The sequence below is a fragment of the Alicyclobacillus acidoterrestris genome (assembly GCF_022674245.1).
In the GTDB taxonomy this organism is placed as follows: domain Bacteria; phylum Bacillota; class Bacilli; order Alicyclobacillales; family Alicyclobacillaceae; genus Alicyclobacillus; species Alicyclobacillus acidoterrestris.
In genome coordinates this window covers 3,797,982-3,823,152 of sequence record NZ_CP080467.1, presented here as the reverse complement: position 1 = coordinate 3,823,152, position 25,171 = coordinate 3,797,982, and the positions used below count along the sequence as shown (strand labels likewise).

The 25,171-nt window shown below is 54.8% G+C and carries 19 protein-coding genes and 1 pseudogene; 16 read left to right on the top strand and 4 right to left on the bottom strand.

Translation table 11 applies throughout. The annotated features are described in order from the left end of the window. Nucleotides 1–26 precede the first annotated feature (26 nt). From K1I37_RS18790 to K1I37_RS18735, 13 genes and pseudogenes are all read left to right on the top strand, one after another. Nucleotides 27–1,280, top strand: a complete 1,254-nt coding sequence (locus K1I37_RS18790) for a benzoate/H(+) symporter BenE family transporter (RefSeq protein ID WP_236613859.1) — start codon at nucleotides 27–29, stop codon at nucleotides 1,278–1,280. Between the two features lie 220 nt (nucleotides 1,281–1,500). After that, nucleotides 1,501–2,136 (top strand): flagellar brake protein, encoded by a 636-nt coding sequence (locus K1I37_RS18785; protein WP_161624339.1) that lies wholly within the window; start codon nucleotides 1,501–1,503, stop codon nucleotides 2,134–2,136. A 523-nt stretch (nucleotides 2,137–2,659) separates the two neighbouring features. Continuing rightward, a pseudogene (gene dxs, locus K1I37_RS18780) lies at nucleotides 2,660–4,546 on the top strand (1-deoxy-D-xylulose-5-phosphate synthase); the annotation flags it as partial. A gap of 76 nt (nucleotides 4,547–4,622) precedes the next feature. Beyond that, entirely contained in the window at nucleotides 4,623–5,720 is a 1,098-nt protein-coding gene (gene fni, locus K1I37_RS18775; protein ID WP_031218359.1) for a type 2 isopentenyl-diphosphate Delta-isomerase, read from the top strand. A gap of 124 nt (nucleotides 5,721–5,844) precedes the next feature. Then, entirely contained in the window at nucleotides 5,845–6,855 is a 1,011-nt protein-coding gene (hpnH, locus tag K1I37_RS18770; RefSeq protein WP_031218357.1) for an adenosyl-hopene transferase HpnH, read from the top strand. Between the two features lie 24 nt (nucleotides 6,856–6,879). Next, on the top strand, nucleotides 6,880–7,536 hold the full coding sequence (locus tag K1I37_RS18765) for a phosphorylase family protein (RefSeq protein WP_152498750.1): 657 nt from the start codon (nucleotides 6,880–6,882) through the stop codon (nucleotides 7,534–7,536). Continuing rightward, on the top strand, nucleotides 7,521–8,561 hold the full coding sequence (gene hpnA, locus K1I37_RS18760; protein WP_021295963.1) for a hopanoid-associated sugar epimerase: 1,041 nt from the start codon (nucleotides 7,521–7,523) through the stop codon (nucleotides 8,559–8,561). The genes K1I37_RS18765 and hpnA overlap by 16 nt, the downstream gene beginning before the upstream one ends. A 2-nt stretch (nucleotides 8,562–8,563) precedes the next feature. After that, nucleotides 8,564–10,465, top strand: a complete 1,902-nt coding sequence (shc, locus tag K1I37_RS18755) for a squalene--hopene cyclase (RefSeq protein ID WP_021295962.1) — start codon at nucleotides 8,564–8,566, stop codon at nucleotides 10,463–10,465. Nucleotides 10,466–10,473: 8 nt separating this feature from the next. After that, nucleotides 10,474–11,325, top strand: a complete 852-nt coding sequence (gene hpnC / locus K1I37_RS18750) for a squalene synthase HpnC (protein ID WP_021295961.1) — start codon at nucleotides 10,474–10,476, stop codon at nucleotides 11,323–11,325. Between the two features lie 22 nt (nucleotides 11,326–11,347). Continuing rightward, nucleotides 11,348–12,208, top strand: a complete 861-nt coding sequence (gene hpnD, locus K1I37_RS18745; RefSeq protein WP_021295960.1) for a presqualene diphosphate synthase HpnD — start codon at nucleotides 11,348–11,350, stop codon at nucleotides 12,206–12,208. After that, complete coding sequence (hpnE, locus tag K1I37_RS18740; protein WP_021295959.1) at nucleotides 12,184–13,575, top strand: hydroxysqualene dehydroxylase HpnE; 1,392 nt, start codon at nucleotides 12,184–12,186, stop codon at nucleotides 13,573–13,575. Before hpnD ends, hpnE begins: the two co-directional genes overlap by 25 nt. 197 nt (nucleotides 13,576–13,772) lie before the next feature. Next, nucleotides 13,773–13,904 carry a hypothetical protein gene (locus K1I37_RS21600; protein WP_021295958.1) on the top strand — a complete coding sequence of 44 codons (132 nt, stop codon included), beginning with the start codon at nucleotides 13,773–13,775 and terminating at the stop codon, nucleotides 13,902–13,904. Nucleotides 13,905–13,964: 60 nt separating this feature from the next. Then, complete coding sequence (locus K1I37_RS18735; RefSeq protein WP_021295957.1) at nucleotides 13,965–15,200, top strand: sugar efflux transporter; 1,236 nt, start codon at nucleotides 13,965–13,967, stop codon at nucleotides 15,198–15,200. Nucleotides 15,201–15,309: 109 nt separating this feature from the next. Here the strand turns inward: K1I37_RS18735 and K1I37_RS18730 are convergent, their stop codons facing one another. Genes K1I37_RS18730 through K1I37_RS18720 form a run of 3 tightly spaced genes read right to left on the bottom strand, consistent with a single transcriptional unit; the run spans nucleotide 15,310 to nucleotide 18,064 of the window. Then, a complete protein-coding gene (locus tag K1I37_RS18730) occupies nucleotides 15,310–16,530 on the bottom strand; it encodes a glycosyltransferase family 2 protein (protein ID WP_021295956.1) in 1,221 nt (406 codons plus the stop codon). A 56-nt stretch (nucleotides 16,531–16,586) separates the two neighbouring features. Then, nucleotides 16,587–17,834, bottom strand: a complete 1,248-nt coding sequence (locus K1I37_RS18725; RefSeq protein ID WP_081654038.1) for a M3 family metallopeptidase — start codon at nucleotides 17,832–17,834, stop codon at nucleotides 16,587–16,589. Next, a complete protein-coding gene (locus tag K1I37_RS18720) occupies nucleotides 17,798–18,064 on the bottom strand; it encodes a hypothetical protein (RefSeq protein ID WP_021295954.1) in 267 nt (88 codons plus the stop codon). Before K1I37_RS18720 ends, K1I37_RS18725 begins: the two co-directional genes overlap by 37 nt. A 217-nt stretch (nucleotides 18,065–18,281) precedes the next feature. On the opposite strand from K1I37_RS18720, the gene K1I37_RS18715 reads away from it, so the two are divergent. Beyond that, nucleotides 18,282–19,544 (top strand): FAD-dependent oxidoreductase, encoded by a 1,263-nt coding sequence (locus K1I37_RS18715; protein WP_021295953.1) that lies wholly within the window; start codon nucleotides 18,282–18,284, stop codon nucleotides 19,542–19,544. 13 nt (nucleotides 19,545–19,557) lie between these two features. Here K1I37_RS18715 and pepF read toward each other — a convergent pair whose 3' ends face one another. Further along, complete coding sequence (gene pepF, locus K1I37_RS18710; RefSeq protein ID WP_021295952.1) at nucleotides 19,558–21,390, bottom strand: oligoendopeptidase F; 1,833 nt, start codon at nucleotides 21,388–21,390, stop codon at nucleotides 19,558–19,560. Nucleotides 21,391–21,557: 167 nt separating this feature from the next. Here pepF and ltaE point away from each other — a divergent pair, with 167 nt between their 5' ends. Both ltaE and K1I37_RS18700 read left to right on the top strand, forming a co-directional pair. Further along, nucleotides 21,558–22,619, top strand: coding sequence for a low-specificity L-threonine aldolase (gene ltaE / locus K1I37_RS18705; RefSeq protein WP_031218345.1), 1,062 nt, complete (start codon nucleotides 21,558–21,560; stop codon nucleotides 22,617–22,619). 476 nt (nucleotides 22,620–23,095) lie between these two features. Next, nucleotides 23,096–25,075 carry an acyltransferase family protein gene (locus K1I37_RS18700; RefSeq protein WP_021295949.1) on the top strand — a complete coding sequence of 660 codons (1,980 nt, stop codon included), beginning with the start codon at nucleotides 23,096–23,098 and terminating at the stop codon, nucleotides 25,073–25,075. Nucleotides 25,076–25,171 lie beyond the last annotated feature (96 nt).

Below are 25,171 nucleotides of genomic sequence, written 5' to 3'. Positions count from 1 at the left end.
TATCAAGGGAGGGATGAGGTTTGCTTGTGCAAACACTCAGGGAATTCCCCAAGCAGATCTCGCTTGGGAGTTTGTCGAATGGATTGGTGGCATGGTTGTTTGGCGTCACCGGGCCGTTGCTCATTGTGCTACAGGCGGCCACAGAAGGTAAGCTGTCTGCCGGGGAGGTCACTTCCTGGATATTTGGCATTTATGCGATTCCGGGACTCATGACGCTACTTCAAGCGTTTCTATTTCGCCAACCAATCGGTTATGCATTTTCGATTCCTGGTGCTGTTCTGATTGGTTCTACACTGGTGCACCACTCATTCTCCGAAGTCATCGGCGCATATATTGTCGCGGGCGTCATCATTTTCCTACTCGGTATTTCCGGCGTTGTCGCGAAAGTGATGCGCGTATTGCCGATGCCCGTCATGATGGGTATGGTCTCCGGCGTTCTCCTGCCATTCGGCATTCAACTGTTTCAGGCTGTGATTCACAATCCACTGTTAAACGGCCTCCCATTGCTTGCGTATTTATTTCTATCATTCAATCCGAAAGTGGCGAAAAAGTTTCCACCGATTCTTGGTGCTATCGTTGTCACAGCGGCAATTTTGGTTCTGACGCACTCCGTGCACGCCAAAGGCGTGTCGTTTGGCATCGCGACGCCGCATGTTTATTTGCCTGTGTGGAATCTATCGACCATGGGACAACTGGTCTTGCCATTGGTCTTGACCGTGGTTGCCATCCAAAATGCACAGGGTATTGCGGTGCTTGAGAGTGAGGCGTACGCGCCGCCCATCAACTCAATGACGAGGTGGAGCGGAATTGGTTCGGTCGTCAATGCATTCTTGGGCGCGCATACGTCCTGTGTGGCCGGACCCATGACGGCGCTTCTTGCGGGAGAGGAATCCGGTCCGAAATCGTCTCGGTATACAGCCGCTGTGACGCTCGGTGTTTTGTCGATACTGTTTGGTGTATTTGCGCCCATTGCTGCTTCGATTCCCACAATGATCCCGACATCCACCATTGAGATGCTTGGCGGAATCGCGATGATCAGCGTCCTCACCGATTCTCTGCATGCCAGCTTTGCGTCGAAATTTAAAAAGAGTGCGCTATTCTCGTTCTTGATTACCGTCTCAGGCATCACTATCGTGCACATCGGTGCTCCCTTCTGGGGGTTGGTTGGGGGGACTTGTGCTTCGTTTTTGTTGGAGAAGGACGATTATAAGTGTCCACCACTGCCGCGTGATGGTACACCGGCACAAGGGGAAGCCGAAAGTCGTGCCACTGCAGGGTGACAAGGCAATACACGTGTCATTCGGTACTTTCATATTTTCTGTTGTTTTGCCGATCTCTATTGTTTCGTCCAGAAAGTTTTGGTAAAAGAAAGTAAGTAAGATTTGCCATGATGCAGGGCGAGCGTTGCGCACATACAGAGCCAATCACGTGCAGGCGCCCTGCCGCTTATGGCTGAAAAGAGAGTGATGAGCACTGTACCCGACCAAGTTGCAAGATGTCGTGATAACAATCGTAGACTCTGAGGCCGAAGAAGGATATCCAGTGAAAGTCGTGGACTTGGAGGACGATGCGTTGGTCCTGACTGCCCCGTATGATCACAATGGCTACCCAATTCTGCTCACACCGGGGAGTCGAGTCATCATTGGATACGTGCACACAGCCTATTTTTCGTTTGAAACGAGCGTTCGCGAGCAAATCGCCGGACGCACTCCGCTCATCATTGTCGAAAAACCGCAGCCTTCGCAAATTTCCAAGGAGCAACGCAGGCAGAGCTTTCGCGTGCCAGTGACGCTTCGCGCACGCGTTACCACAAATCACACGGATTGGTTTGAGGTCAATCTGCTCGATTTGAGCGCCGGTGGATTTCGCGCTGCAATGACACATGCGCGTCTCCATATCGGCGACGAGCTGGCGGGGGAATTGACACTGCCACTCGAAAGAGGTGCTGCCACCGTTTCATTTGAAGGGGAAGTCACCAGGGAAGGCGTTGCAGGGGATATGGTTGTGTTGGGCGTGCAGTTTCAGCAAGTTCACCCGAGCGACGAAGCGCTCATCCGATACTGTATGGAGCATCAACGCCGTTTCTTGCGGACCAAGCGGGATGAATTCGATGCTGCCCGCTTGTCGAAGGAGTAAGCATCCATTCCATCAAACTACTTCCGATAAATCTCCCTCAATTTACGGACAAATGACGAGATTCGATGTGTTTGTCTTGTCACCGCTCCATGCTCTTTTTCCCATGATCTTTTTATTGTAGCCCCGCTTATCGCCACGATATAGCACATTGCTGGTTCGCACGCCTGGTCTCATCCGAAAGGACAATTTTGGATGAGATAAATATGGCAAGGGCGTGTAGGTTGTTGAATACCTTATTCTTATACTGGCAGGAATGCCGCGTGTTGGAGATTCGCGGCATATTGGAAATCGCATGCATTATATACGTGAACGAATATTTCGCACCTCGGTGCGTTTGCTATGGTTCGGCTAATTTTGGTATCCTAAAATGTGAACAATATATGAGTTTTCCAGAATGCGCGTTGGGATTGAGCCACGCATAGGGGGTGATGGCGAATATTTGCACCGCGTTTCACCTGCACATGTTCACCGAATCAACCGGTGACAAGCATGTCTCATTCTAGTGTAATCGAGGTGTTGTCTTACGCTACTCGATTCGATTCGCGACCCAAAGCATTTAAAGACGTTGACGGAAGAACAACTTTTGACGTTGGCGCAAGAGATTCGAGATTTTCTAGTGGAGTCCATATCGAGGACGGGGGGCCACTTTGGCGCGAGTATGGGCGTCGTCGAACTGACCATCGCACTGCATCGGGTATTTGATAGTCCCACGGACAAAATGATTTGGGACGTGGGCCACCAAGGGTACGTTCACAAACTATTGACAGGTCGGCGAGACCAGTTTGCCACGCTGCGTAAATTAGGCGGTATGGCAGGATTTCTGAAGCGAAGCGAAAGTCCCCATGACGTATTTGGAGCAGGACACTCTAGTACGTCGATCTCTGCTGCCTTAGGTATGGCGGTTGCACGTGATCTCTCACATGAACATTATCATGTCGCTGCGGTGATTGGCGACGGCGCACTGACCGGGGGCATGGCGATGGAGGCCATGAACCACGCTGGGGATCTTGGAACGGATTTATTGGTTGTTTTAAATGATAATGAAATGTCGATTTCCCAGAACGTCGGTGCCATTTCTAAATACCTGACGAGATTGCGTTCCGACCCGGCTTATATGCGGGCAAAAGCGGAGATTGATCAGACTTTGCGGCAATTGCACACCGTTGGTGAAAAGGTCACGAAAATGCTCGACAGAGTGAAAGATGCGGCGCGACATGTCATTTTGCCCATCAGCGTGTTTGAGTGTTTTGGGTTCAAGTATCTGGGGCCCGTAGATGGCCATGACCTTCCACAGTTGATTTCGGTATTGGAGCGGGCCAAGGAACTCAAGGGTCCGGTACTCGTTCACACCCTGACGCAAAAGGGAAAAGGGTATTCAGCGGCGGAAAATGCGCCGGATAAGTGGCATGCTTGGCCTTCGAGCAACAAGGCGAAAAAGGCGCCGTCCTATACCAATGTGTTTGCAGAGACGATGATGGAACTTGCTGAACAAGACGAGCGGATCGTGGCTGTGACGCCAGCAATGTTGTCGGGCAGTGGCTTGACGACATTTCAACAGCGTTTCCCAGACCGCTGTTTTGATGTAGGTATCGCCGAACAGCATGCGGCGACATTTTGTGCTGGGTTGGCGGCGAACGGCAAGAAACCCGTGTTTGCCGTGTACTCGACGTTTTTACAGCGCGCGTACGACCAGACCATCCACGATATCGGCATTCAGCATTTGCCTGTCGTGTTAGCCGTCGACAGGGCTGGCATTGTCGGGCCGGATGGCGAGACACACCAGGGTGTTTTTGATTTGGCGTATTTGCGCGCGATTCCCGGCATGACCATCATGATGCCGAAGGATGAAAACGAGTTGCGGCACATGTTGTACACGAGCATCCAGTGGGACGGGCCTGTGGCGGTTCGCTATCCACGAGCGGATGGTATCGGTGTGCAGATGGATTCCGATTTTAAGATGATTGAACGGGGTAAAGCGGAAATTGTCCGCAAGGGCAGTGATGTGACAATTCTCGCTTTGGGCACCATGGTAGACACGTCGCTGAAAGCGGCTGATGTCCTGAAAAAGGAACATGGGATTGACGCAACGGTGGTCAATCTGCGCTTCGTCAAGCCGCTCGACGAGTGTCTTATCAAGGAGTTGGCAAAGACCGGAGCACCCGTGTTAACCGTGGAGGAGGCGGCCTTGGCTGGCGGCGTCGGTTCGGCTATCGTGGAGCTTTTGGCTGATAGCAATATTCACACGCGCGTGAAACGCAAAGGCATCCAGGACGAATTTATCGAGCACGGGTCTCGCGACGAGGTTTTGAGTCTCTTGGGCCTAGATGTTCCGGGTATTGTTCAGGATGTCTTGGATTTGGTAGGCAGACGAGCGTCTGCGTCGCATATATTGGATGAGGTGGGGATTTGAAACGAGCGGCTGGCCGCGACATGATGTGGCTCTCTACGGACTCACGGTCCCTGCACTAGAAGGGTTGGTAAACGAAATGGCCAAGACGATGGAACAAGGACGTGAACAGCGTAAGATTGAGCACGTGTCGGCCGTGCGTACGCTCGGAGATAACCAGGCGTCGTCAACCTGGTTTGAAGATGTGACACTGTTGCCAAACTGCGCGCCGGAACTCGCGTGGGACGAGGTTTCACTGCAAACCGAATTGTGTGGGTTCTCGCTGCCGTCACCTGTCATCATCAATGCGATGACGGGCGGTGCCGACGAGGTGTACGAGATTAATCGGCGTCTCGCGTCCATCGCGCGGCGGTTCGGGCTTGCGATGGCAGTGGGATCAGAGACGGCCGCCTTGAAAAACCCAGACGTCGCTTATACCTACAGCGTCGTGCGCGAACAGCATCCAAACGGGGTTTTGCTTGCCAACGTCGGCATGGGCACTGCGCCTGATGTCGCGCAGGCGGCCGTCGATTTAATTGGCGCGCAGCTTCTGCAGGTACACTTTAACGTCGCTCAGGAGCTGTTCATGGCGGAAGGTGATAGGGACTTCCGGGGAGCGCTGTCGCGATTGGCGGAAGTTGTTGACGCCGTCGATGTCCCGGTGATTGCCAAAGAGGTCGGTCAGGGAATTGCCGCACAAGAGGCGCAGCAATTTGTCGATGTCGGCGTGCGCGCGATTGACGTCGGCGGACGGGGTGGCACCAACTTCATTGCCGTGGAGGCTTGGCGTCGCAATATGCAACTGACACATCAGTGGATGAATTGGGGCATTTCGACGGCTGCGACGCTGTCAGAGGTCGTGCACGTGGTGCCGTCGGATACGCATGTCATTGCGTCCGGTGGAATTCGCGCGGCTGACGAAATTGTCAAGGCGATGGCACTTGGCGCCAAGGCGGTTGGCATTGCAGGTCCACTCGTGCGCCTGCTTGGTGAACCGGATGGGGACGAGGCCGTGGTTCGTTACTTGGAAGAGTTGCACTGGGGGATGCGCACCTTATTGGCTTTGACCGGATCGAGAACGTGGGATGATTTGCGGACACGGCCAGTTGTCGTCGGTGGACGACTGAAACTGTGGCTGGAGTCGCGTGGACATGAAGCGTTTGTTGAAGCGCTTCATGGTCGTGGGCGCCAGTTTTGAATCTCTGGTAAAAAAGACTACAATTAATTTGTTTCGGTTGCGGACGACGTGCCGACAATTGTGTTGTTTTTGGCTTCACAAGGATCATCTCATGACAGACGATATTGTGTTGGAGGGGATATTTGTGGCAAGACAACCGCTTGGACTTACAATCGATATGGCGAAGTACATCATGAAACAAAAAGTCAAAGGCAACAAGCGTTTCCCCATGGTTCTCATGTTGGAGCCGACGGAGATGTGCAACCTCACCTGCACTGGATGCGGGAAAATTCGGCAGGCGCCGGAAGTCCTCAAAATGCGCCTGAGTGCCGAAGAGTGCTTTGCGGCGGTTGACGAATGCGGGGCACCTGCTGTCTCCATCGCCGGCGGCGAACCACTCGTCCACCCAGAAATCGTCGACATCGTCAAAGGAATGCTAGCGCGTAAAAAATTGACGATGTTGTGCACGAACGGGATTTTGCTGCACCGCGTGCTCGACAAGCTTGAGCCCGATCCTCGTTTTACGTTCGTTTTTCACCTCGATGGCAAGCGGGAACACCACGATAAAATGGTCGAGCGCAAGGGCGTCTACGATATCGTCATTAAGGGTATCAAGGCTGCGAAAGAACGCGGCTTCCGCGTAGCGACCAACACGACTTTGTACAAAGGCGCATCCGCCAAAGATACGGCGGAACTGCTGCAAGAGCTGATGGAAATCGGCGTCGACAACAGCATTCTGTCGCCAGCCTTCACCTATGAAGAGGTAGATCCATCCCATAGTGATATCTTCCTGCACCGCAAGGAAGTCAATGCGCTTGTTCAGGACATCCTCGACAACGCCAAGGGCAAAGTGCGTTTTTACGATACGCCGATGTATTTCGACTTCTTACTCGGCAAGAAGGATTTGCGCTGCACGCCGTGGGGGAACCCGACGCGCAATCCGAAGGGTTGGAAGGGCCCCTGCTATCTCCTGACAGACGGGCACTACGACACGTTTGAAGAGATGATGAATCAGACAAACTGGGAAGAATTCGGTTATGGTGAAAATCCGCGTTGCGCGAGCTGCATGATGCACAGTGGCTATGAAGCATCTGCCGTGGGTGCAATGACCCCGAAGGACACGTGGCGTTTGGTCCGTTGGTTCTTCGCCTCATAACTGACCGTGTCTGATGTCGTTCTCGTGTTGGCCGCCATGCGGTTTGAGGCCAGCGTGTTTGCGCCGTTACAACGAGAGGACGCGGGCCGTTGGCGCGTGGAAGTCACGGGCATCGGGCCGGAGTCCGCGCGCAGAGAATCGGAAGTTCTGATTCGGAAATATCGCCCGCGCTTCGTGGTTGGTGTCGGTTTGTGTGGCGCCTTGGATTCGACGCTTACGCGCCGGACAGTGGTGATTCCAGCCACCTTGTATCGCGGGGGCGGAGACGAATCGCTAGCCACAAGTGAACTGCCAGAGTCCGTTGTCAGCGAGATTCAGGCGCGCGTGGAGGCGCAGCCTCGACTGCTTGCGCGGTCGCCGCATAGCGCGCCAATCAATTCTGGCGGCGCTATGGTCTCTGTTGAAACCGTCGCTGCGTCGCCGGCGGAGAAACAGGCGTTGGCGACGCGGTATGGCGCCAATTCGGTAGATCAAGAAAGCTACGCTTGGTGCGAGGTCGCGCAGTCGTATGGCGTACCCGCTGCCATTGTGCGGGTGGTGCTGGACGAGGCGCGCGATTTGCTTCCGCAGTGGCGCAACCCGCGTGGGTGGCCGCAAGCCGCTCTGTTACCATATCGGGCGCTTACGGCCAGACGCGTATTGCAAGCGATAGGGAGGGGACTTTCGTGCGTGCGTTGGTGACCGGTGCTACGGGATTTGTCGGCTATCATGTCGCGGTTGCGCTACGGTCATCCGGGCACTCTGTGCGCGCGCTCGTGCGTTCTCCAGAACAGCACGCTGACAGACTTGGCGCACAGGGCATTGAGGTGGCTGTCGGAGATTTGGCCACAGGACAAGGGCTGGAGGAAGCCGTGGCAGGTTGCGACGCGGTTTTCCACGTCGCGGCGCATTACTCGTTGGACAGGCGCGATACGGCCATTATGCATGCGGTCAACGTAGAGGGGACCAAACGGGTGCTCGATGCCGTTCGTAAAGCAGGGGGGCCACGCCTTGTGTACACGAGCAGCACGGCGGCGGTTGGACTGCGCGACGACGGAAAACCGGCGGATGAGTCGCGTTTTGTCAATCCGGACAAGGTTCATAGTGTGTACAAAAAGACAAAGGTACTGGCCGAATCATTGGTCCTGGATGCCGCCCGTGGCGGCATGGACATTGTGATTGTCAATCCGTCGACACCGGTTGGACCGTGGGATGTCAAACCGACGCCGACAGGCCGGATTGTCTTGGATACGATGCTCGGTAAGATGCCTGGCTATGTCGAGACAGGTTTGAATTTGGTGGCCGTGGAGGATGTCGCGGCAGGTCATTTGTTGGCTTACGAGAAGGGCGCCCGAGGGGAACGGTACATACTGGGCAACCAAAATATGCACTTTGGCGATCTCGTCGCCACCGTGGCCCGACTCTCTGGCAGGAAGCCACCATCTTTGAAAATCCCTTTTTGGTTCGCGTATTTGGTGGCCGGGATTGATGAGTATATGTTATCTCCGTTGTTGGCGAAATCGCCGCGGGCCCCGGTAGCTGGTGTGAAGTTGGCAAAGGTTCCGATGTACTTTACGGCAGAGAAGGCCGTTCGGGAATTGGGACTCCCACAAACGCCTGTTGAAGACGCACTGATGCGGGCCATTGAATGGTTTCGGGCGGAGGGGGCAAAGCGCCAGCAACACACTTTAGCGAGTCGGAAAGAATCGTCGGAAAAGGGTGTGTAAACATGACGAAGCAACTCCTGGATACACCTATGGTACAAGCGACGCTGGAAGCAGGCGTCGCACATCTTTTGCGCCGACAGGCACCCGACGGATACTGGTGGGCGCCGCTATTGTCAAATGTCTGCATGGAAGCGGAATATGTGCTTCTCTGTCACTGCTTGGGGAAAAAGAATCCCGAGCGCGAGGCGCAAATCCGCAAGTATATCATTAGTCAGCGCCGCGAAGACGGCACCTGGTCCATTTATCCGGGTGGCCCAAGTGACTTGAATGCCACGGTTGAGGCGTATGTGGCGCTCAAATACTTGGGTGAGCCAGCATCTGACCCGCAAATGGTACAGGCCAAGGAATTCATTCAAAACGAGGGCGGCATTGAATCTACGCGTGTCTTTACACGCTTGTGGTTGGCCATGGTTGGGCAGTATCCGTGGGATAAGTTGCCGGTGATTCCACCTGAAATCATGCACCTTCCGAAAAGCGTGCCGCTGAACATCTATGATTTTGCGTCTTGGGCGAGAGCGACTATCGTCACGCTGACTATCGTCATGAATCGCCGACCTGTGACGCCACTTCCGGATTATGCAAAGGTTCCGGAATTGTTCGAGGCGAAGCGCCCGCCGAAGCGACGTTCGGCCAAGGGTGGAGATTCGGGCTTTTTTGTCGCATTGGATAAGTTTCTGAAGGCGTACAACAAATGGCCGATTCAACCGGGTCGCAAGAGTGGGGAACAAAAGGCGCTCGAGTGGATACTCGCGCACCAGGAAGCCGACGGCTGCTGGGGCGGTATTCAACCACCGTGGTTTTACGCTCTGTTGGCGCTTAAATGTCTTAATATGACTGACCATCCTGCGTTTGTAAAAGGGTTTGAAGGGCTCGAGGCCTATGGTGTGCACACGAGTGACGGGGGTTGGATGTTCCAGGCGAGTATTTCTCCAATCTGGGATACTGGCTTGACCGTCTTGGCACTGCGTTCGGCTGGATTGCCACCAGATCATCCAGCGCTGATTAAAGCGGGTGAGTGGTTGGTCAGTAAACAAATTCTCAAGGATGGCGACTGGAAAGTTCGTCGACGCAAGGCGAAACCAGGCGGTTGGGCATTTGAATTCCACTGCGAAAACTACCCAGACGTCGACGATACGGCGATGGTCGTCTTGGCGCTCAATGGCATTCAATTGCCGGATGAAGGGAAGCGTCGTGACGCATTGACCCGTGGCTTCCGTTGGTTGCGCGAGATGCAGAGTTCGAACGGGGGCTGGGGCGCATACGATGTGGACAACACGCGTCAGTTGACCAATCGGATTCCATTTTGCGACTTCGGCGAAGTGATTGATCCGCCATCGGAAGACGTCACCGCACACGTCTTGGAGTGCTTCGGCAGCTTTGGGTACGACGAGGCATGGAAGGTGATTCGCAAGGCGGTCGAGTATCTCAAGGCGCAACAACGCCCAGATGGGTCATGGTTTGGCCGCTGGGGCGTCAACTACGTGTATGGCATCGGCGCGGTCGTTCCGGGACTCAAGGCCGTCGGTGTCGATATGCGTGAGCCGTGGGTGCAAAAGTCGCTCGACTGGCTCGTCGAGCATCAAAATGAGGATGGCGGTTGGGGTGAAGATTGCCGTTCCTATGATGATCCACGTCTCGCAGGTCAGGGTGTGAGTACACCGTCGCAGACCGCCTGGGCGTTGATGGCGCTCATCGCGGGCGGCCGTGTCGAGTCAGATGCGGTATTGCGCGGGGTCACTTACCTTCACGACACGCAGCGCGCAGATGGTGGCTGGGACGAAGAGGTCTACACGGGAACTGGTTTTCCGGGAGATTTCTATCTTGCGTATACGATGTATCGTGATATTTTCCCTGTGTGGGCGTTGGGCCGCTATCAGGAAGCGATGCAGCGAATCCGGGGGTAAATCGGACCATGTCCACGATACCAGTTGCGTTGCAGGCGGACTTTGCGGCGTGCCAGGCGTTAGCATCTACGCATTATGAGAATTTTTCTGTGCTATCGATGTTTATTCCACGTGCGCTTCGTCCGCATTTCGCGGCCATTTACGCGTATTGCCGCGGTGTCGATGACATCGGCGACGAGTTTGAAGGCGACCGGCTGAAGGCGTTGGACGAGTGGGCGCACCAACTGACATTGTGTTACACGGGTACGCCAGAGACACCTGAGTTTCGGGCGTTGCAACACACCATTCGCCAATTTGACTTGCCGCGTCAGCCGTTTGACGATTTAATTGAAGCAAACCGGCGTGATCAACACCAGTCGACCTACGACACTTGGGAGGATTTGCTGGATTATTGTCGTTATTCTGCGAATCCAGTCGGACGCATGGTCTTAGGTTTGTTTGGGTATCAAGACGAGTACCGCCAAACGCTTTCCGACTGCACTTGTACTGCATTGCAAATTGCCAATCATCTGCAGGACATCAGTCGCGATGTGGTACGTGGGCGCTACTACGTTCCGATTGAGGATTTGGAGCGCTTTGGTTCGTCACTTGCAGAATATCGTACAGGGGTGATTACGGAGGCGATTCGTGCCTGTATCCGCCACGAAGTCGAGCGGACGTGGGAACTGTTTCGACGGGGGGCCGACTTGGAACCGACGGTGCCGAAGCGGCTGCGCATGCAGTTGCGACTGTATCGTTATGGCGGAGAGGCAGTGTTGCGCGCGCTTGAGCAGCAAAATTATGACTCGCTGTCGCACCGACCGGTTGTGTCGACAGGGAAGAAGGTACGTATCGCTTGCAAGACACTTTTTAAGCCGTAGCCAGTCAAGGAGATGAGGGCACATGAATTTGACGCAGGCGTATAAATACTGCGCGAAGTCCACACGCCAGGCTGGAAGTTCGTTTTACTATGGGATGCGTCTCTTGCCTCCGGCAAAGCGTATGGCCATGTACGCCATCTACGCCTGGAGTCGGATTTGCGATGATGCCGTAGACGACTTTCACGGACAAACGGCAGAAGAACACCTGCAACGGGCTGAACGGATTTACTTGGATGCATACGAAGATGGGTATGCGTCGCATCCAAATCCTGTGGTTCAGGCGCTGGGGGATTCCGTTCGGCGCTTTCACATACCGAAAGAGCCATTTGCCGGACTCCTTGACGGTATGAGAATCGATATGGAAGCTGTGTGCTTTAAGACGTTTGCTGAATTGGAGCGGTACTGCGAGTATGTGGCGGGGACCATCGGGCAAATGTGTGTTCATATTTTTGGCTATCGCGATCCCGCTGCCTTCCAATGGGCCCGCGATATGGGCATCGCCTTGCAGTTGACCAACATCCTGCGCGATTTAAAGGAGGACGCCAAGCGGGGGCGGGTGTATTTGCCGCTCGAAGAGATGGGCCGCGTCGGCTACTCTGTGGAGGATTTGGTGACTTCGCGAACGACACCCGCTTTTTATGCGTTGATGAACGAGCAAACACGGCGTGCGAAAGCTTATTACGAGCGTGCACGTAATTTGTTCCCACTCGTGGAATCGGATAGTTTACGTTGTTTACGCGTCCTTTATCTCATGTATTATGAAATTCTTAATAAGATCCAGTCCACGGGGTTCAACGTGTTTGGAGAACGGATTCATGTGTCGGGATCGAAAAAGCTGCAATTGGTATGGGGTGCTCTATGGAAAGCGTCCGCGACCGTATGACATCCTCGCGCATACTCATTATTGGTGCAGGCTGGGCGGGCATCTCCGCGGCACACTCGCTGATGTTGGCGGGTGTGCCTGGAGAGCAGATTGTGATGTTGGAACGGGCTCCGCGCGCAGGTGGCCGGGCGTTTTCGTTTACAGATAAGGAACAAGGACTGGATTTAGACAACGGACAACACGTCTTGCTCGGATGCTGTGACCAGTTTGTTCAATTGCTTGGCGACATGAATATCGCCAACGCCTATCGTTTTCAGCCGAGCTTGAATATCCCGGTGTATTGTGAAGGCGCCTGGGGACAGTTGTTCAGCAAACGGCTCACGGGCGCATTGCACTTGCTGCCGGGGCTTTTGTCCTATGCCCATCTCGGTATGCTTGATCGGGTGCGTGCATTACGGGCGGCTCCTGGTTTTCTTCATCCCGATGTGGAAGCGCTCGACGCCATGAGTTTTGGGGACTGGCTGCGGAAAAATGGCCAAACGGAACGCACGATAGGGCGCCTCTGGGATTTGGTCGGTACGGCTGTACTCAACGGTCACGTCGACCAGATCAGCGCCGGACTCGCCGCTGAGTCCTTTCGCATGGGCGTTGTCGCCGGGTGGCAGCAGGCAAGGCTCGGTTTGTTCACGCGTCCATTAGGCGACCTCGCGGACGACGCGGTGTCGCATTTACAGCGAAGAGGGGTCACGGTTCGCTTCAATACAGCCGTAGATTCTTTGCTGTTTGAGGGAAATCAGGTGATGGGCGCACGTCTGCGCGACGGCCAGAACTGGGTGGCGGATACTGTGATTTCTGCGGTCCCGCACGATGCGTTGTGGCGGATGCTGCCGGATGTGTGGCAGCGGCACGCCGACTTTCAGGGATTGCAGAAACTCGCTTGGAGCCCGATTCTGAACGCCTTCATCCTGTATGACCGCCCGGTCACTCAGCACGATGTCTTTGCCTCTACGCAATTGGGGGGCATGTTTGTTTTCAATCGGGCGGCATTGGTTGGCGAGGATCATCTCGATGGTCGGTGGCTCTCGATTTCCATCTCCGCGGCGGATAGGTATCGCGCATTGTCGCACGATGAGATAGGCGCCATGGTACAAAAGGCGATTGCGGAGGCTTTGCCTGAGGCGCGTGATGCGAACGTGGAACATTGCAAAGTCGTTTGGCAGCCGCGCGCCACATTTTTGGCGAGTCCAGGCACGGCAGGAAAGCGGCTGAATCCCACCAGCGCTGCGCAGGGTTTGCTCATCGCTGGTGATTGGACAAATACCGGTTGGCCTGCATCGCTCGAAGGGGCGGTCCGGAGTGGTCAAGCGGCGGTCGAGGCATGGTTGCGCGGTGGTCGCAAGCAGCCCGATTTGCCGATGACGAGTTAAGGCTACGGAAATTTGTAGTCCTTCGCACGGATTGCGGAATACACATCACCTCTTGGATACATTCACAGAATGCGTCCAAGGGGTGATTTTTTATTTAGACATTTTTTTGTATAGACAATTGAATCTTCGTGAATTTTCCTCTACGCTCATATGCGAATATATTTGCAAACTGTCTATGGAGTTCCCGAGGTGAGTACGTGAAACTGAGCCGTGGCAAAAAACGCTTCTTGTGGATTACGGTAACGATTGTCGCATTATTTATCATTGTCACCATTCTCACCATCATCCTGACCGGTTTTGTTGCTGGATTACAGCAGGCGGGTTCGTGAGTGGGATGCAGGACTCGCATGAAACTGTAGGAACCTTCAAGACAGGTAGGGGGCCCTTGATTGCACATCGCTTCATCTGATTCGACTGATTCGACCCGCAGGTCGCGCTTCCTGCCAGGGTATGTGGTATTAACAATTGGAATCACGCTGATTGGGATAGGTCTGTCTATCACGCGTCCCTACTTGTCGCTGTTTGGAACGGATGTCATTCACATGTCTCCCGCGGGTCTAGGCATCTTCATGTGCATGAACGCACTTGGTGGAATTGTGGCCAGTACCTGGTTGGGGCGGATGTCGGATACGCGTACGCCCAAAAAGGACGTCATGTTGTTTTCCTCTGTGATGGCGGGGCTTGGTTATGCGAGTTTCCTGGTTTTTCACGATTATCTCGTGTTATTGGCCGTTTCAACGGTTTTACTGGGTTTAGGATCCGCCACCTTCCCGCAGATGTTCGCGTATGCGCGGGAGAGTACGCTGTTGTCGCCCAATGTCGATGCGACATTCGCCATCACGACGCTTCGTTCGTTTTTCTCCCTGGCGTGGGTCATCGGCCCGATGGCTGGCGTGCTTTTATTGAACGCGTTGGGCTACAACGGGCTGTTTACCATGACCAGTGCCATCTTCGCCGCTGTCTTCGTGATTGTTCTGTTTTTCCTCAAGCGCCGATCCGTCGTCGTACCGAGTGGCGCTCGACCAGCGGGTGTTTTCACTTATTTAAAGCAAATGGACGTATTGATGTCCTGTGTATCGTTTGTGGCGGTGTACACGGCGTCCAGCATCAACGGTTCCTATATGTCTTTGTTCATTACGCAAACGCTCCACGCGCCTGAACACGTCGTGGGGTGGGTCTTTAGTTTGAGCGCTGGATTGGAGATTCCCATCATGTTGGGGCTTGGGACCATTGCCAATCGGGTCGGTAAGCGGATGTTGTTATTGTTTGGCTCCATCTGCGGCACAGGCTACTATGTCGGCGCGGCGTTCGCGCACACCGTTTGGGAAATGCTCGCGTTGCAACTGGTCTGCGCTGTGTTTATTTCCATCAGTGTCAGCATCGGAATGAGTTACATGCAGGACTTTATGCCGGACGCGCCGGGATCGGCTACTACGTTGTACAGCAACACGAATAATATCGGTTCCATGGCCGGCAGTCTTATCGGCGGTGCTATCGCTCAGGCGTTTGGGTTTCGCGCACTCTACGTGTTTTGTGCTGCACTCGGCGCGATATCGTACTTTTTGCTGTTGCGGCGCAGAACTGAAAAATCAAGGGGATTTGCCGAACATGTAAAGCGAGGATAAGGCATTTAGGAGACGAGTTGGTTCTTTCCGGTCCTCATCCACACGTTTCCCGTTGTCTTCCTGAGCAGACTCCGGGGGCGTGGGATGGGAACCGGATGAACTGACTCGTTCATCGCGTATGGGGTGATGCGTTGATTTTCAACTCGTCGAACGCATAAAACGTATCTCGCCAGATGAGACCACCGCGCCGATGCGCTAACACGCCGGCTCGAACAAATCCGTAAATGAATAGAAGCATCGCGATGGGAAGTAGTGCGATTTGGTACTTTGGAAACTTCAAATAGGCGACGTGTACGGTATATAGAGACAGCATCAATACACAGGCTATGCCGTACAGCCAGCGATAGGGGCCGGGTCCGACGACTAAGCCCAGTATCGGGCCGCCGTACAACATGAGCAAAGGAATCATGCTCAGGATAAGCGCTGTTGGTGAGAATCGAAACGCCGCCAACGGCGCTTTTTCCAGTCCGTGTAACATGTCTTTTGTGGTGTCGTACCACTCGATCTCGACAAATGATTCTGCGATGCCAAATTGCTGACGATATCCGTGCTTTTTGATGAGTTTCCCAAGAAAAATATCGTCGTCCGGGCGCAACATGATGGCGCGGTGCGTGCCGATGGCATCGTAGACGCTGCGGCGAACCAAATTGAATGCACCAATGCCCGCGTGTGCACGCGTGCGCTTGCGATAAGCGGAATGCGGGCGCTTAAACAACAAATAGTTAAACGTGAAAAAAGCAGTCAGAAGTTGTAATGAGGTCGTGCGTGCGATCATTTTTGGTGCGATCGTCAAGTGATCGATTTGGTGCTCGACCGCGTATGCCATCGCGCGATGAATGGCATCCGGATAAAAATAGACATCTGCATCCGCGAACAAGATGTACTCTCCGTTGGCAACCTTTGCCCCTTGATAGAGGGCATGGTTTTTCCCCAGCCAACCAGATGGAAGATATGTGATGTGGACTGGGCGTATTCGACTGTCCTGTTTTGCTCTTGCATCAATGACGTGACCGGTTGCATCCTCTGATCTGTCATTGACCACCACAATTTCAATGTCGCCGTCATACGCTTGGCTTGTCAGCGAATCCAGCGTTCGGCCAATTCGAGCCGCTTCGTTCTTTGCGGCAATGACCACGGAAACCTTCGGCATTCGTCGTTCGTGTTCATTTGGCGCGTTCGCTTCTCCCGCGTGTCGACAGTCGGTATGAAAAAGGCTTGATTCCTGTGACGTAAGATGAGGGATTCGCAAAAGATCTGGCAGGTTTCGAAAGAACACGACAAGCCAAGCAACGAGCAGAACTTCTGGTAATACTCCAGACCAAATGCTCATGCAACAGCTCGCTCCTTCATCCAACTGACTGAGATGTACTCTCTTATTTATGGTAATCAACCCAAGCAAGCAGCACAAGCGAAGGCGATGAAGTGAATGGAGTCTATCCAACCGATACTTGCCTCCTCTTCGAGGCCGCGATAATCGACTGGGTGACCGCCGAAGCGCTGAATGATTTCAAAATACTTCGCGTCCCGTTCGGCGCTCGTGTGAGACGGATGTGTATACATCCAATGTTGGAATATATCACCCGACAGAGGTCCAATCAACATATTTAGACTACGGTGAAGTTCCTCCCGCTGTGCAGCTTTGAGCGAAGATTCGTCGTGGTAGAACTCGCCCAGTTTGTCTAGGCAGAGCAGTTCCATACCGTGTGAATACAGCTCGGCTACCTCTGCGCGCAGGTCAGTCCATTCATATTCGTCTCGAATCTGCAAATAACCATTGACTGCATGCCCCATTTTGTGTATCAGAGCAATCAGTGCGAAGAATGACGGACTGAAGTTCGCGAACACAAATGTGTTCTTTGAGTATCCAAAGAAATCGCAAAATCTGCCAGGTGCTTTGCCATTGCGACTCTCTAGATCTAAGAGTCCATGTGCGCGCATATGCGCAAATTTGTCACCAAAATCGGGAGCTGTGCACCGCAGCATCGTTTCGACGCCATCCATCAGTTCCTCAACGGTTGAAAACGGCGGCTTTGACAGCGTACAAGGCGTCGTGACCCATGGGTGGTAGCTGTCGATTCCAAGCGACTGCTGCAGTTGCTTGGCTAGTCTGTCCCAAGCTGGAATCACGTAGCGTTCGACTGCCTGGTGAAAACTGTAGCAATCCGCAACCGTGTATTCGCGGTTTTTTTCGCAAAACACATCATCGCGATAGTTATCAAAGCCCGCATTGAGGGCAATTTGGTGACGCAGTTGAACAAGTTCGTCCATGATACGCGCAACTTCATCCTTGATGGACCGCCGCGCCTGTTGTACTGAGCGCCATGCGGCTTCCCGAATTTCCCGATGGGGACTATCCATCTGTGCCACCACTTGCGGATACGGTTTATCTTGACCTTCCCAATGCGCCGTTAATCCACCAATGATTTCATTGTATCTGGCGACGGGCTCTTGCTCCCTGACCTGAAGTGGAATGTTTTCTTCACGGAAGAGTTGAAGCCCAGTGGCCCGTACCTGTTTCATCCGGCCATAGCGACGGTCGTCCAGCATCGGGGTGAAGGGACACCCGCAAAACTTCTGATCCATTTGTGCGCCGTATTTCAGTAAAATGGGTTGGATGACGGTCTGATCATGCATGTGAATTTGCTTTTTTCTTCCGAATTCGTGTCCCGATAGAAGTCGATGGTGTGCCCAGCAAGCACCTCTTGGACTTTTAGCGATAGCTTCAGTTCGCGTTGCAACCAGCGTTCCAGTGCCTCGGTGGAGTCGATGTCTTCCGCTAGCAGATCTTGTAATTTCGCTTCTAGCGACGCTGCATCGGACAAATCGATGGCCTGTGCGTAATAATCGGTGGGAATCGTGGTCAAGTAGTTGCCCTCCTCGCGTATTCACTCGCGGCGGCAAAGCGGCTAGATCACCTCTGCCAACACCGACATAATTATCTCAAAAGCTGGAGGAGTATGGGGCGTGTCAAGCGTAAAATTTCTGCAATTGCTGATCCATTGGTAAAATAGTAAAGTTGATTGCTAATCGAGATATGGATGAACGCGATTTGGGTTTGACAAATATATTTGGAGGCTGTGTATGTTCAACCAGCGAAAACTTGAGTTTGACGTCGTCGTGGTCGGCGGAGGTTCAGCGGGCGTGGCTGCGGCAGTAGGGGCGGCGAACGTCGGGGCCAAGACGCTCATTGTCGAACGGAATCCCTACTTTGGTGGAGCCGGGACGCACAGTTCAGTCTTCTCCTATTGCGGTTTTTTTGCACAGGCCGAGCCCTTGCAACAGGTGGTCGGCGGCGTCGGCGCGCAGTTTCTGGCGGAGCTCTCGGCGATTGGACCGGAGATTGAGCCGAGGCGCAATCCGGCGTCGGGGAACGTCATCGTCATCGCCGATGGCGAAAAGAGCAAATACGCGCTCGACCGCCTGCTGTTGCGCGCGGGTGTCGTGCCGCGTCTGCATTGCCAAGTCATCGGCGCGCAGGTGCAGGGGAATCGCGTCGTGGAAATCGAGTGTGTCGATCACGCCGGCCGCCTAACGGTAAGCGCCGACGCCTTTGTCGACGCCAGCGGCGAGGCCGATTTGACGACGCTGGCAGGTGGAGCGGTTCGCTTTGGCGATGACGAGGGGCAGGTACAAGCAGGGACGTTGGTGATGCGCATCGGTGGTGTCGCACGCGATGTGCCCATTGCCCGGGAGCTCTTTACAGAGGCGATTCAACTGGGCAAACAGGCTGGGATTGATACCTTGTCCAAGGAAAAAGGGATGGTCTTGCGCTTGGCATCGGGAGACATTTTGGCTCTGTTTGTCGATGAGTCGGTCAACGGGCTCGATGCGGCAAGCCTGACGGCTGCGGAAATGTCTGCGCGTCAGCAGGCATGGTCGTATCTCGATGTCTTTCGCCGTCACGTCCCCGGTTTTGAATCCGCGTATCTCATCCAAACGGGTCCCGCATTAGGCATTCGGGAGACTCGACACGTCCGTGGTCAGTACACGCTCGCGGGAGAGGACGTGCTGAGCGGCGTCCGGCATCTGGATGCCGTGGCGAGAGGTGGTTGGCCAGTGGAGATTCATCAACCAGGCGCACCAGCGGTGTATCAGCAAATTCGGGACAAATCGTATTACGATATCCCACTTCGGTCGCTCGCGGTTGAAGGGTTTTCCAACCTTTGGTGTGCTGGCCGCATCATCTCTTGCGACGCTATCGCGTTTGCGTCCGCGCGCGTAATGGGCACGGCTTTTGCTACGGGCCACGCTGCTGGTGTTGCAGCTGCGCAATCCACCCGGTTCACGCACCCCGACGCAGATCTCGTTCGCGCCGAGTTGTTGCGTCAGGGTGCGCTGGTTTAAGGATTGTGCTTAGTTACCGCCCGGATGCGTTGATTTGCACTTCGTCGGCGAAGCCCGCTTCGAGTTCGTCGACGAGTTGTCCTACGTAGGCCACCGCTTCCGAGATGGGAGCTGGCGTGGACATGTCGACACCGGCCATCTGCATGAGTTCCAGTGGGGATTTCGTACCGCCCGCTTTCAGAACTTCTACCCATTGTGCCGCCGCGCTTGGGCCTTCTTCGCGAATCCGTTTGGCCACGGCGGTTGCGGCGGTGAGGCCGGCGGAGTACGTGTAGGGATACAATCCCATGTAGTAGTGCGGTTGACGCATCCAGGTGAGCCCCGCGCCTTCGTCTATGTCGACGGCATCTCCCCAGAACTGCTTCAACACCTCTGTTTTTTGTTCAGTCAGGACGCTTGCATGAATGGATTCTCCGGCGTCGGCCAGACGGTAGACGCGGCGTTGCAGTTCCCCTTCGAGCAAATGCGTCACAAAGTTGTGGTAGTACGTGCCAAGCAGTTGACTGATGACCCAGCGGCGCATGCGAGGGTCTGTCGAACGTTCGAGGACGTACTGAGCCAATAGCATCTCGTTCATCGTCGACGGCGCTTCAATGAAATAAGTGGATGGACGCGTGTTGGACAGGCGCTGGTATTGATTGGCGAGTGCGAAGTGCCCTGCATGACCGAGCTCGTGCGCCAATACAAACGCGCTGCGCATCGTATCGCCCCACGTGATGAGAATATAAGGATGCACGCCGTACGGGCTCGAACAGAAGGCGCCTGTCGCTTTGCCGATGTTGTCTGGGTAATCGACCCATCTGTTGGCGAGCCCCGTGCGAATATTTTCTACGTATTCTGGACCCATCACCGCGAGCGCATCGAGAATCATCTGCGACGCTTCTTCGATGGAGGTGCGTGGATTAAACGTGGGGTCAAGCGGGATTTTCAAGTCGCAAAAGCGCATTTCGTCCAATCCGAACAATCGTTTGCGCAAGTTGGCCAGGCGCCGCATGTGCGGGGCCAATTCCGTTTGAATGACATCCAGTTGGTTGTTGTACATGTCTAGTGTCACTTCTTGCGGCTGCAATAGCATTTCAGTGGTGGTGGAGAAGCCGCGAAGGCGCGCCAGCGCGACCTGTCGGTTGACTTCTGTCGCATAGGCCGCAGCAAACGTGTTTTTGTACGACTTGAGGGTTTCTACGAACGACTCGTACGCGTTGCGGCGCAATACGGTGTCGGGGGTGAATTCGTACACGTCCTCGAACAGCGCAAATGAGACGGGGTGTTCCTGGCCAGTCGCGTCCTTCGCGGGCGCAAACTGCATATCGGACAACTTGCTTCGCTGGTAAACCAGGTAGGGGCCGTCGAATACCTGTCCGAGTGCGGCGAGTGTGGATTCCGTTTCCGGCGATAATCGGTAAGGCTTGAAGTCCAAAACCTTTTGTAGGGCACGCTCGTATACGCCAAGCCCTGATTCCTCTTGGAGCCACGCCTGGATGGTGGATTCATCGAGTGCAGCGATTTCCGCTTCGATGAACGAAAGTGCGGCATGAACTTCCGCCATCGCCGCGGAGGCTTTGCCTGCCAGCGCTTGATTGACCGGATTCGTCCCATCCTCCGACTGGCGCAGTGACGCAAATGTCACGACCCGCACCATTCGTTCGTTGACTTGTTCGCCCGCTTCCAGGCATTCGAGAAGCACTTTCGCAGATTCGCCGAGGCGGCCTCGATACGTAGAAACGCTATGTAAACTGTCGAGGATGGCCTGAACTTCACTAGACCAAGCTTCGTCAGAGGGGAACAAATCCGCAAGGTTCCATGTGAGTTGCGTGGGGACTTGCTTTCTCGTTAACCGATCCGGCATAGCACAACCTCCAGTTGAATATTTCGAAATGTCCTTCATTTACTATAATACCATGATCCGTCACTTAGCGGGATCCGGTTTGTGTAAAATTGGCTATCCCGCGTGCGTCCTTGAAGCGCGTTCCAGTGAGTCTCTATAATGAATACATCAGGTTTTCATAACTTCACATGAATGGAGATAGATACGTGCCAAAGAGGATTGATCTACGCAGCGACACTGTCACTCAACCCACGGAAGAGATGCGTCGCGCGATGGCGGTTGCACCGGTTGGCGACGATGTGTACGGGGAGGACCCCACGATTCGCGAACTGGAGGAGCTGGCAGCAAAGCGTACAGGCAAAGAGGCGGCGTTGTTTGTCACCAGCGGCACCCAAGGTAATCTCGTCGCCATCGCTACACACGTGAAGACCGGCGAAGAGGTGATTGCCGAAGCCGAATCGCACATTTTCTATTACGAAGCCGCGGGCATAGCGGCGGTGGCCGGGGCACAAATTCGCCAGGTCACGGGCGTTCGAGGCGTGCTTCAGCCGAACGATGTACAGAGAGCCATCCGTCCTTTGGACATTCATCAACCTCGTACCGCACTCATTTCTCTGGAAAATACACACAACCGGGCAGGGGGCACCGTTACACCCGTTTCGGTACTGCAGGAGATTCGCTCGGTCGCCCACGCATCTGGCGTTCCGGTCCATATGGATGGCGCGCGGTTGTTCAACGCTGCGGTCGCTTCGGGTTGCAGTGCGAAGGACATTGCGGATTGCGTCGACACGATTCAATTTTGCCTCTCAAAGGGGCTTGGTGCACCTGTCGGATCTGTCCTTGCCGGCCCGAAGTCTTTTATTGAAGCCGCTCGGCAGTGGCGCAAGCGCCTCGGTGGCGGCCTGCGCCAAGCTGGCATTCTCGGTGCCGCCGGCATTCTCGCCTTGACGAAGATGGTCGACCGGTTGGCAGACGATCACGACAACGCCCGCATCCTGGCTGAACGCCTGGCGAACATGCCGGGGGTCGTGGTCGATCTCGCGACTGTCCAAACGAACATCGTACTGGCTGACATCGCAGAGACAGGCATGCCGATGGACACATTTCTCACACGACTGCGTGAGGCAGGGGTGCTGTCGACCGCTTTTGGTCCGACGACTGTCCGCTTCGTCACGCACAAGGATGTGACGCGGGAAGATGTGTTGCAGGCCGTCGACATTGTAGCTGAGGTGCTTGCTCACAAGCACTGACGGATACCAAAGGTATTCTTTGGCGAGGAATGGAGACGTTTGCTGGGGGCGTTATCCTGGTTGCATGCTGTATGGCGATGAGCCTTCGCGCTGTGAACGGGGATTAACGCCTGCCAGCGCCATGTTGTGCCAACTCTATCCTTCCTTATCAGACTCACTGCGGCATTTCCAAGAATTCAAGTCTGGTCATCAACGGTACATATCCTCTACAGTCAAAATCAATGAAACAAAAGTTGTGTGGGCGTCGTCTCCTATATGAGGCTACGAAATGAGTTGAAATCGCACGTTTATATGCCGAAATTTTGTCGAATGATGTCGCGGTTTGTAGGCGCACAAACCATTTGGACATCGCGTTGCCATAGAGTTGCACTTGTTGGGAGAGGAGCAGGAGACGATGCAAAATCCGACCGTATCATCCACGATGTCCATCGCTTCACAATTGGCGCACCACCTCACGCGGCGAGGGGGTGCGCGCAATGCCTAAGCCCCTGAAGGGAAACAGTCGGTACATGCCGGGACTGGACGGACTGCGGGCGTTGGCTGTACTGGCTGTGATTGGCTACCACCTCAATTTGGGATTTTTGCCGGGGGGCCTTTTAGGGGTCGGTGTATTTTTTGTGCTGTCCGGGTACCTCATTACCGATTTGCTTGTGGCGCAGTGGCGAAACCGAGGTCGGTTGAATCTGCGCGATTTTTGGTGGCGGCGTGCGCGCCGCTTACTGCCGGGCATGGTGGCGATGCTCTTGGCGGTGTTGGTATGGGTGACGTTGTTTGATCGGACACAGCTCACGACTGTCCATCAAGATGCATTGGCATCCGTCTTGTATGTGAGCAATTGGTGGTTCATTTTTCACAAGGTCTCCTACTTCGCCAGTTTTGGTCGGCCGTCTCCGCTTGGACATTTGTGGTCATTGGCGGTGGAGGAACAGTTTTATCTCGTTTGGCCGCTCGTGCTTGCGATGGGGCTCGCCTGTCTCAGACGGCGGTGGAAACTGTTAACCCTGACACTCGTCGTGGCAACTGCGTCGGCCGTTGCGATGGCGGTGATTTATCAGCCGGGTACGGACCCCAGCCGGGTTTATTACGGTACGGATACGCGCGCCTTTGGCCTGCTGATCGGCGCAGCACTGGCACTGGTCTGGCCGAGTGCCAAGCTGACTGCGAAAGTTGGCGCGCTTCGGCGAACCATGTTGGAGTTATCCGGTGCACTGGCCCTAACTGTGGTTCTGTATATGATGGTTCGCACAAACGAATACGATCCACTTCTCTACCGCGGGGGACTCGTCTTGCTCTCCGTTGCCAGTGCCGTGGTTGTCGCCGTCCTTGCGCACCCGGCTAGCAGTCTCGGGAAGGTGCTTGGGTGGAAACCACTGCGATGGCTTGGTGTCCGATCCTATGGCATTTACCTCTGGCACTATCCAGTCATCGTACTCACCAGTCCGGCGGTCAATACAGGTGGCGTCAACGTCGTCCGGGACGTGCTGCAGGTGGTGGCGAGCATCGGACTCGCGGCGCTGTCGTGGCGCTACCTTGAAGAACCGATCAGACAAGGTGCACTTGCGCGCCTGTGGACGGCACTCCGACAGCTTTGGGCAACGCCTGTCTTTCGCTGGAGCGCCGTGACCTCATCTGTCGCCGCCGTGGCTCTGTTCACGGTCGGCGTGGTTGAAGCTAGCCCATTTGCCCCTGGAAAGGCAGTCAGCGCTGTGAGCGCGTCAGCGGGCACCACTGTTTCCGACCAAGCGACAACGGGCGCGGAGGCGAAGGATTCGCCTGCGTCCGCGAAGACGACCGGTTTACCGGTACACTCGGCGCCTAAGGCACAACACACGTCGGATTCCACTGGCACGGACACGGGTTCTGGCGCAAACGGCGCAAGCTCCTCCGTAAAAACGGGCGCGGGCGCAGCCACGACGGACGGTAGCGGCGCGGGAACGAGTGGCACTGCGACGTCTGATAATCCGACGGGGCAGTTAACGTCGATAGCCTCCGGAACCGGTATTACGACGATAGGCGACTCCGTCATGGTGGATGCGACGCCAGATTTGCAAAAATTGCTCCCGGGAATTATTTGCGATGGGCAGATCGGTCGTCAGTTGACGCAGGCGGGTGCGACGGTATCTGCGTTGAAGGCGAGCGGGCAGTTGGGGGACCGAGTCGTGATCGAACTTGGGACGAACGGGCCATTTACAGCGGATCAACTGACACAATTGCTCCAATCACTGGGGCCTGTCAAGCAGATTGTCCTAGTCAATACACGGGTGCCCCGTCCGTGGGAGTCGGTGGTCAACGCGACGTTGGCGCAGGTCGCCAAATCGTTCCCGCACACGACATTGGTGGATTGGTACGCTGCAAGCGCAGGTCATTCCGGCTATTTTTATCCGGATGGCGTGCACCTGAATCCGACGGGCGCAGAAGCTTATGCGGAACTGCTGGCACACGCGATTGCGCAATGAAATCCCGTTGAGGGCGATGTTTACGGAACGGATGCGATTCCTCCTCTCCATTTAGACAGCTGAGTATACAGTCAACTCTAGGCAATTGCGACTTAG

What these genes read in the sequence shown, in the direction of transcription:
- ltaE (WP_031218345.1), top strand. Translation starts at nt 21,558, where the DNA reads ATGAATGGAGATAGATACGTGCCAAAGAGGATTGATCTACGCAGCGAC.
- K1I37_RS18725 (WP_081654038.1), bottom strand. Translation starts at nt 17,834, where the DNA reads ATGCATGATCAGACCGTCATCCAACCCATTTTACTGAAATACGGCGCA.
- shc (WP_021295962.1), top strand. Translation starts at nt 8,564, where the DNA reads ATGACGAAGCAACTCCTGGATACACCTATGGTACAAGCGACGCTGGAA.
- K1I37_RS18730 (WP_021295956.1), bottom strand. Translation starts at nt 16,530, where the DNA reads ATGAGCATTTGGTCTGGAGTATTACCAGAAGTTCTGCTCGTTGCTTGG.
- hpnD (WP_021295960.1), top strand. Translation starts at nt 11,348, where the DNA reads ATGAATTTGACGCAGGCGTATAAATACTGCGCGAAGTCCACACGCCAG.
- hpnE (WP_021295959.1), top strand. Translation starts at nt 12,184, where the DNA reads ATGGAAAGCGTCCGCGACCGTATGACATCCTCGCGCATACTCATTATT.
- pepF (WP_021295952.1), bottom strand. Translation starts at nt 21,390, where the DNA reads ATGCCGGATCGGTTAACGAGAAAGCAAGTCCCCACGCAACTCACATGG.
- K1I37_RS18700 (WP_021295949.1), top strand. Translation starts at nt 23,096, where the DNA reads ATGCCTAAGCCCCTGAAGGGAAACAGTCGGTACATGCCGGGACTGGAC.
- fni (WP_031218359.1), top strand. Translation starts at nt 4,623, where the DNA reads ATGGCCAAGACGATGGAACAAGGACGTGAACAGCGTAAGATTGAGCAC.
- hpnC (WP_021295961.1), top strand. Translation starts at nt 10,474, where the DNA reads ATGTCCACGATACCAGTTGCGTTGCAGGCGGACTTTGCGGCGTGCCAG.
- K1I37_RS18715 (WP_021295953.1), top strand. Translation starts at nt 18,282, where the DNA reads ATGTTCAACCAGCGAAAACTTGAGTTTGACGTCGTCGTGGTCGGCGGA.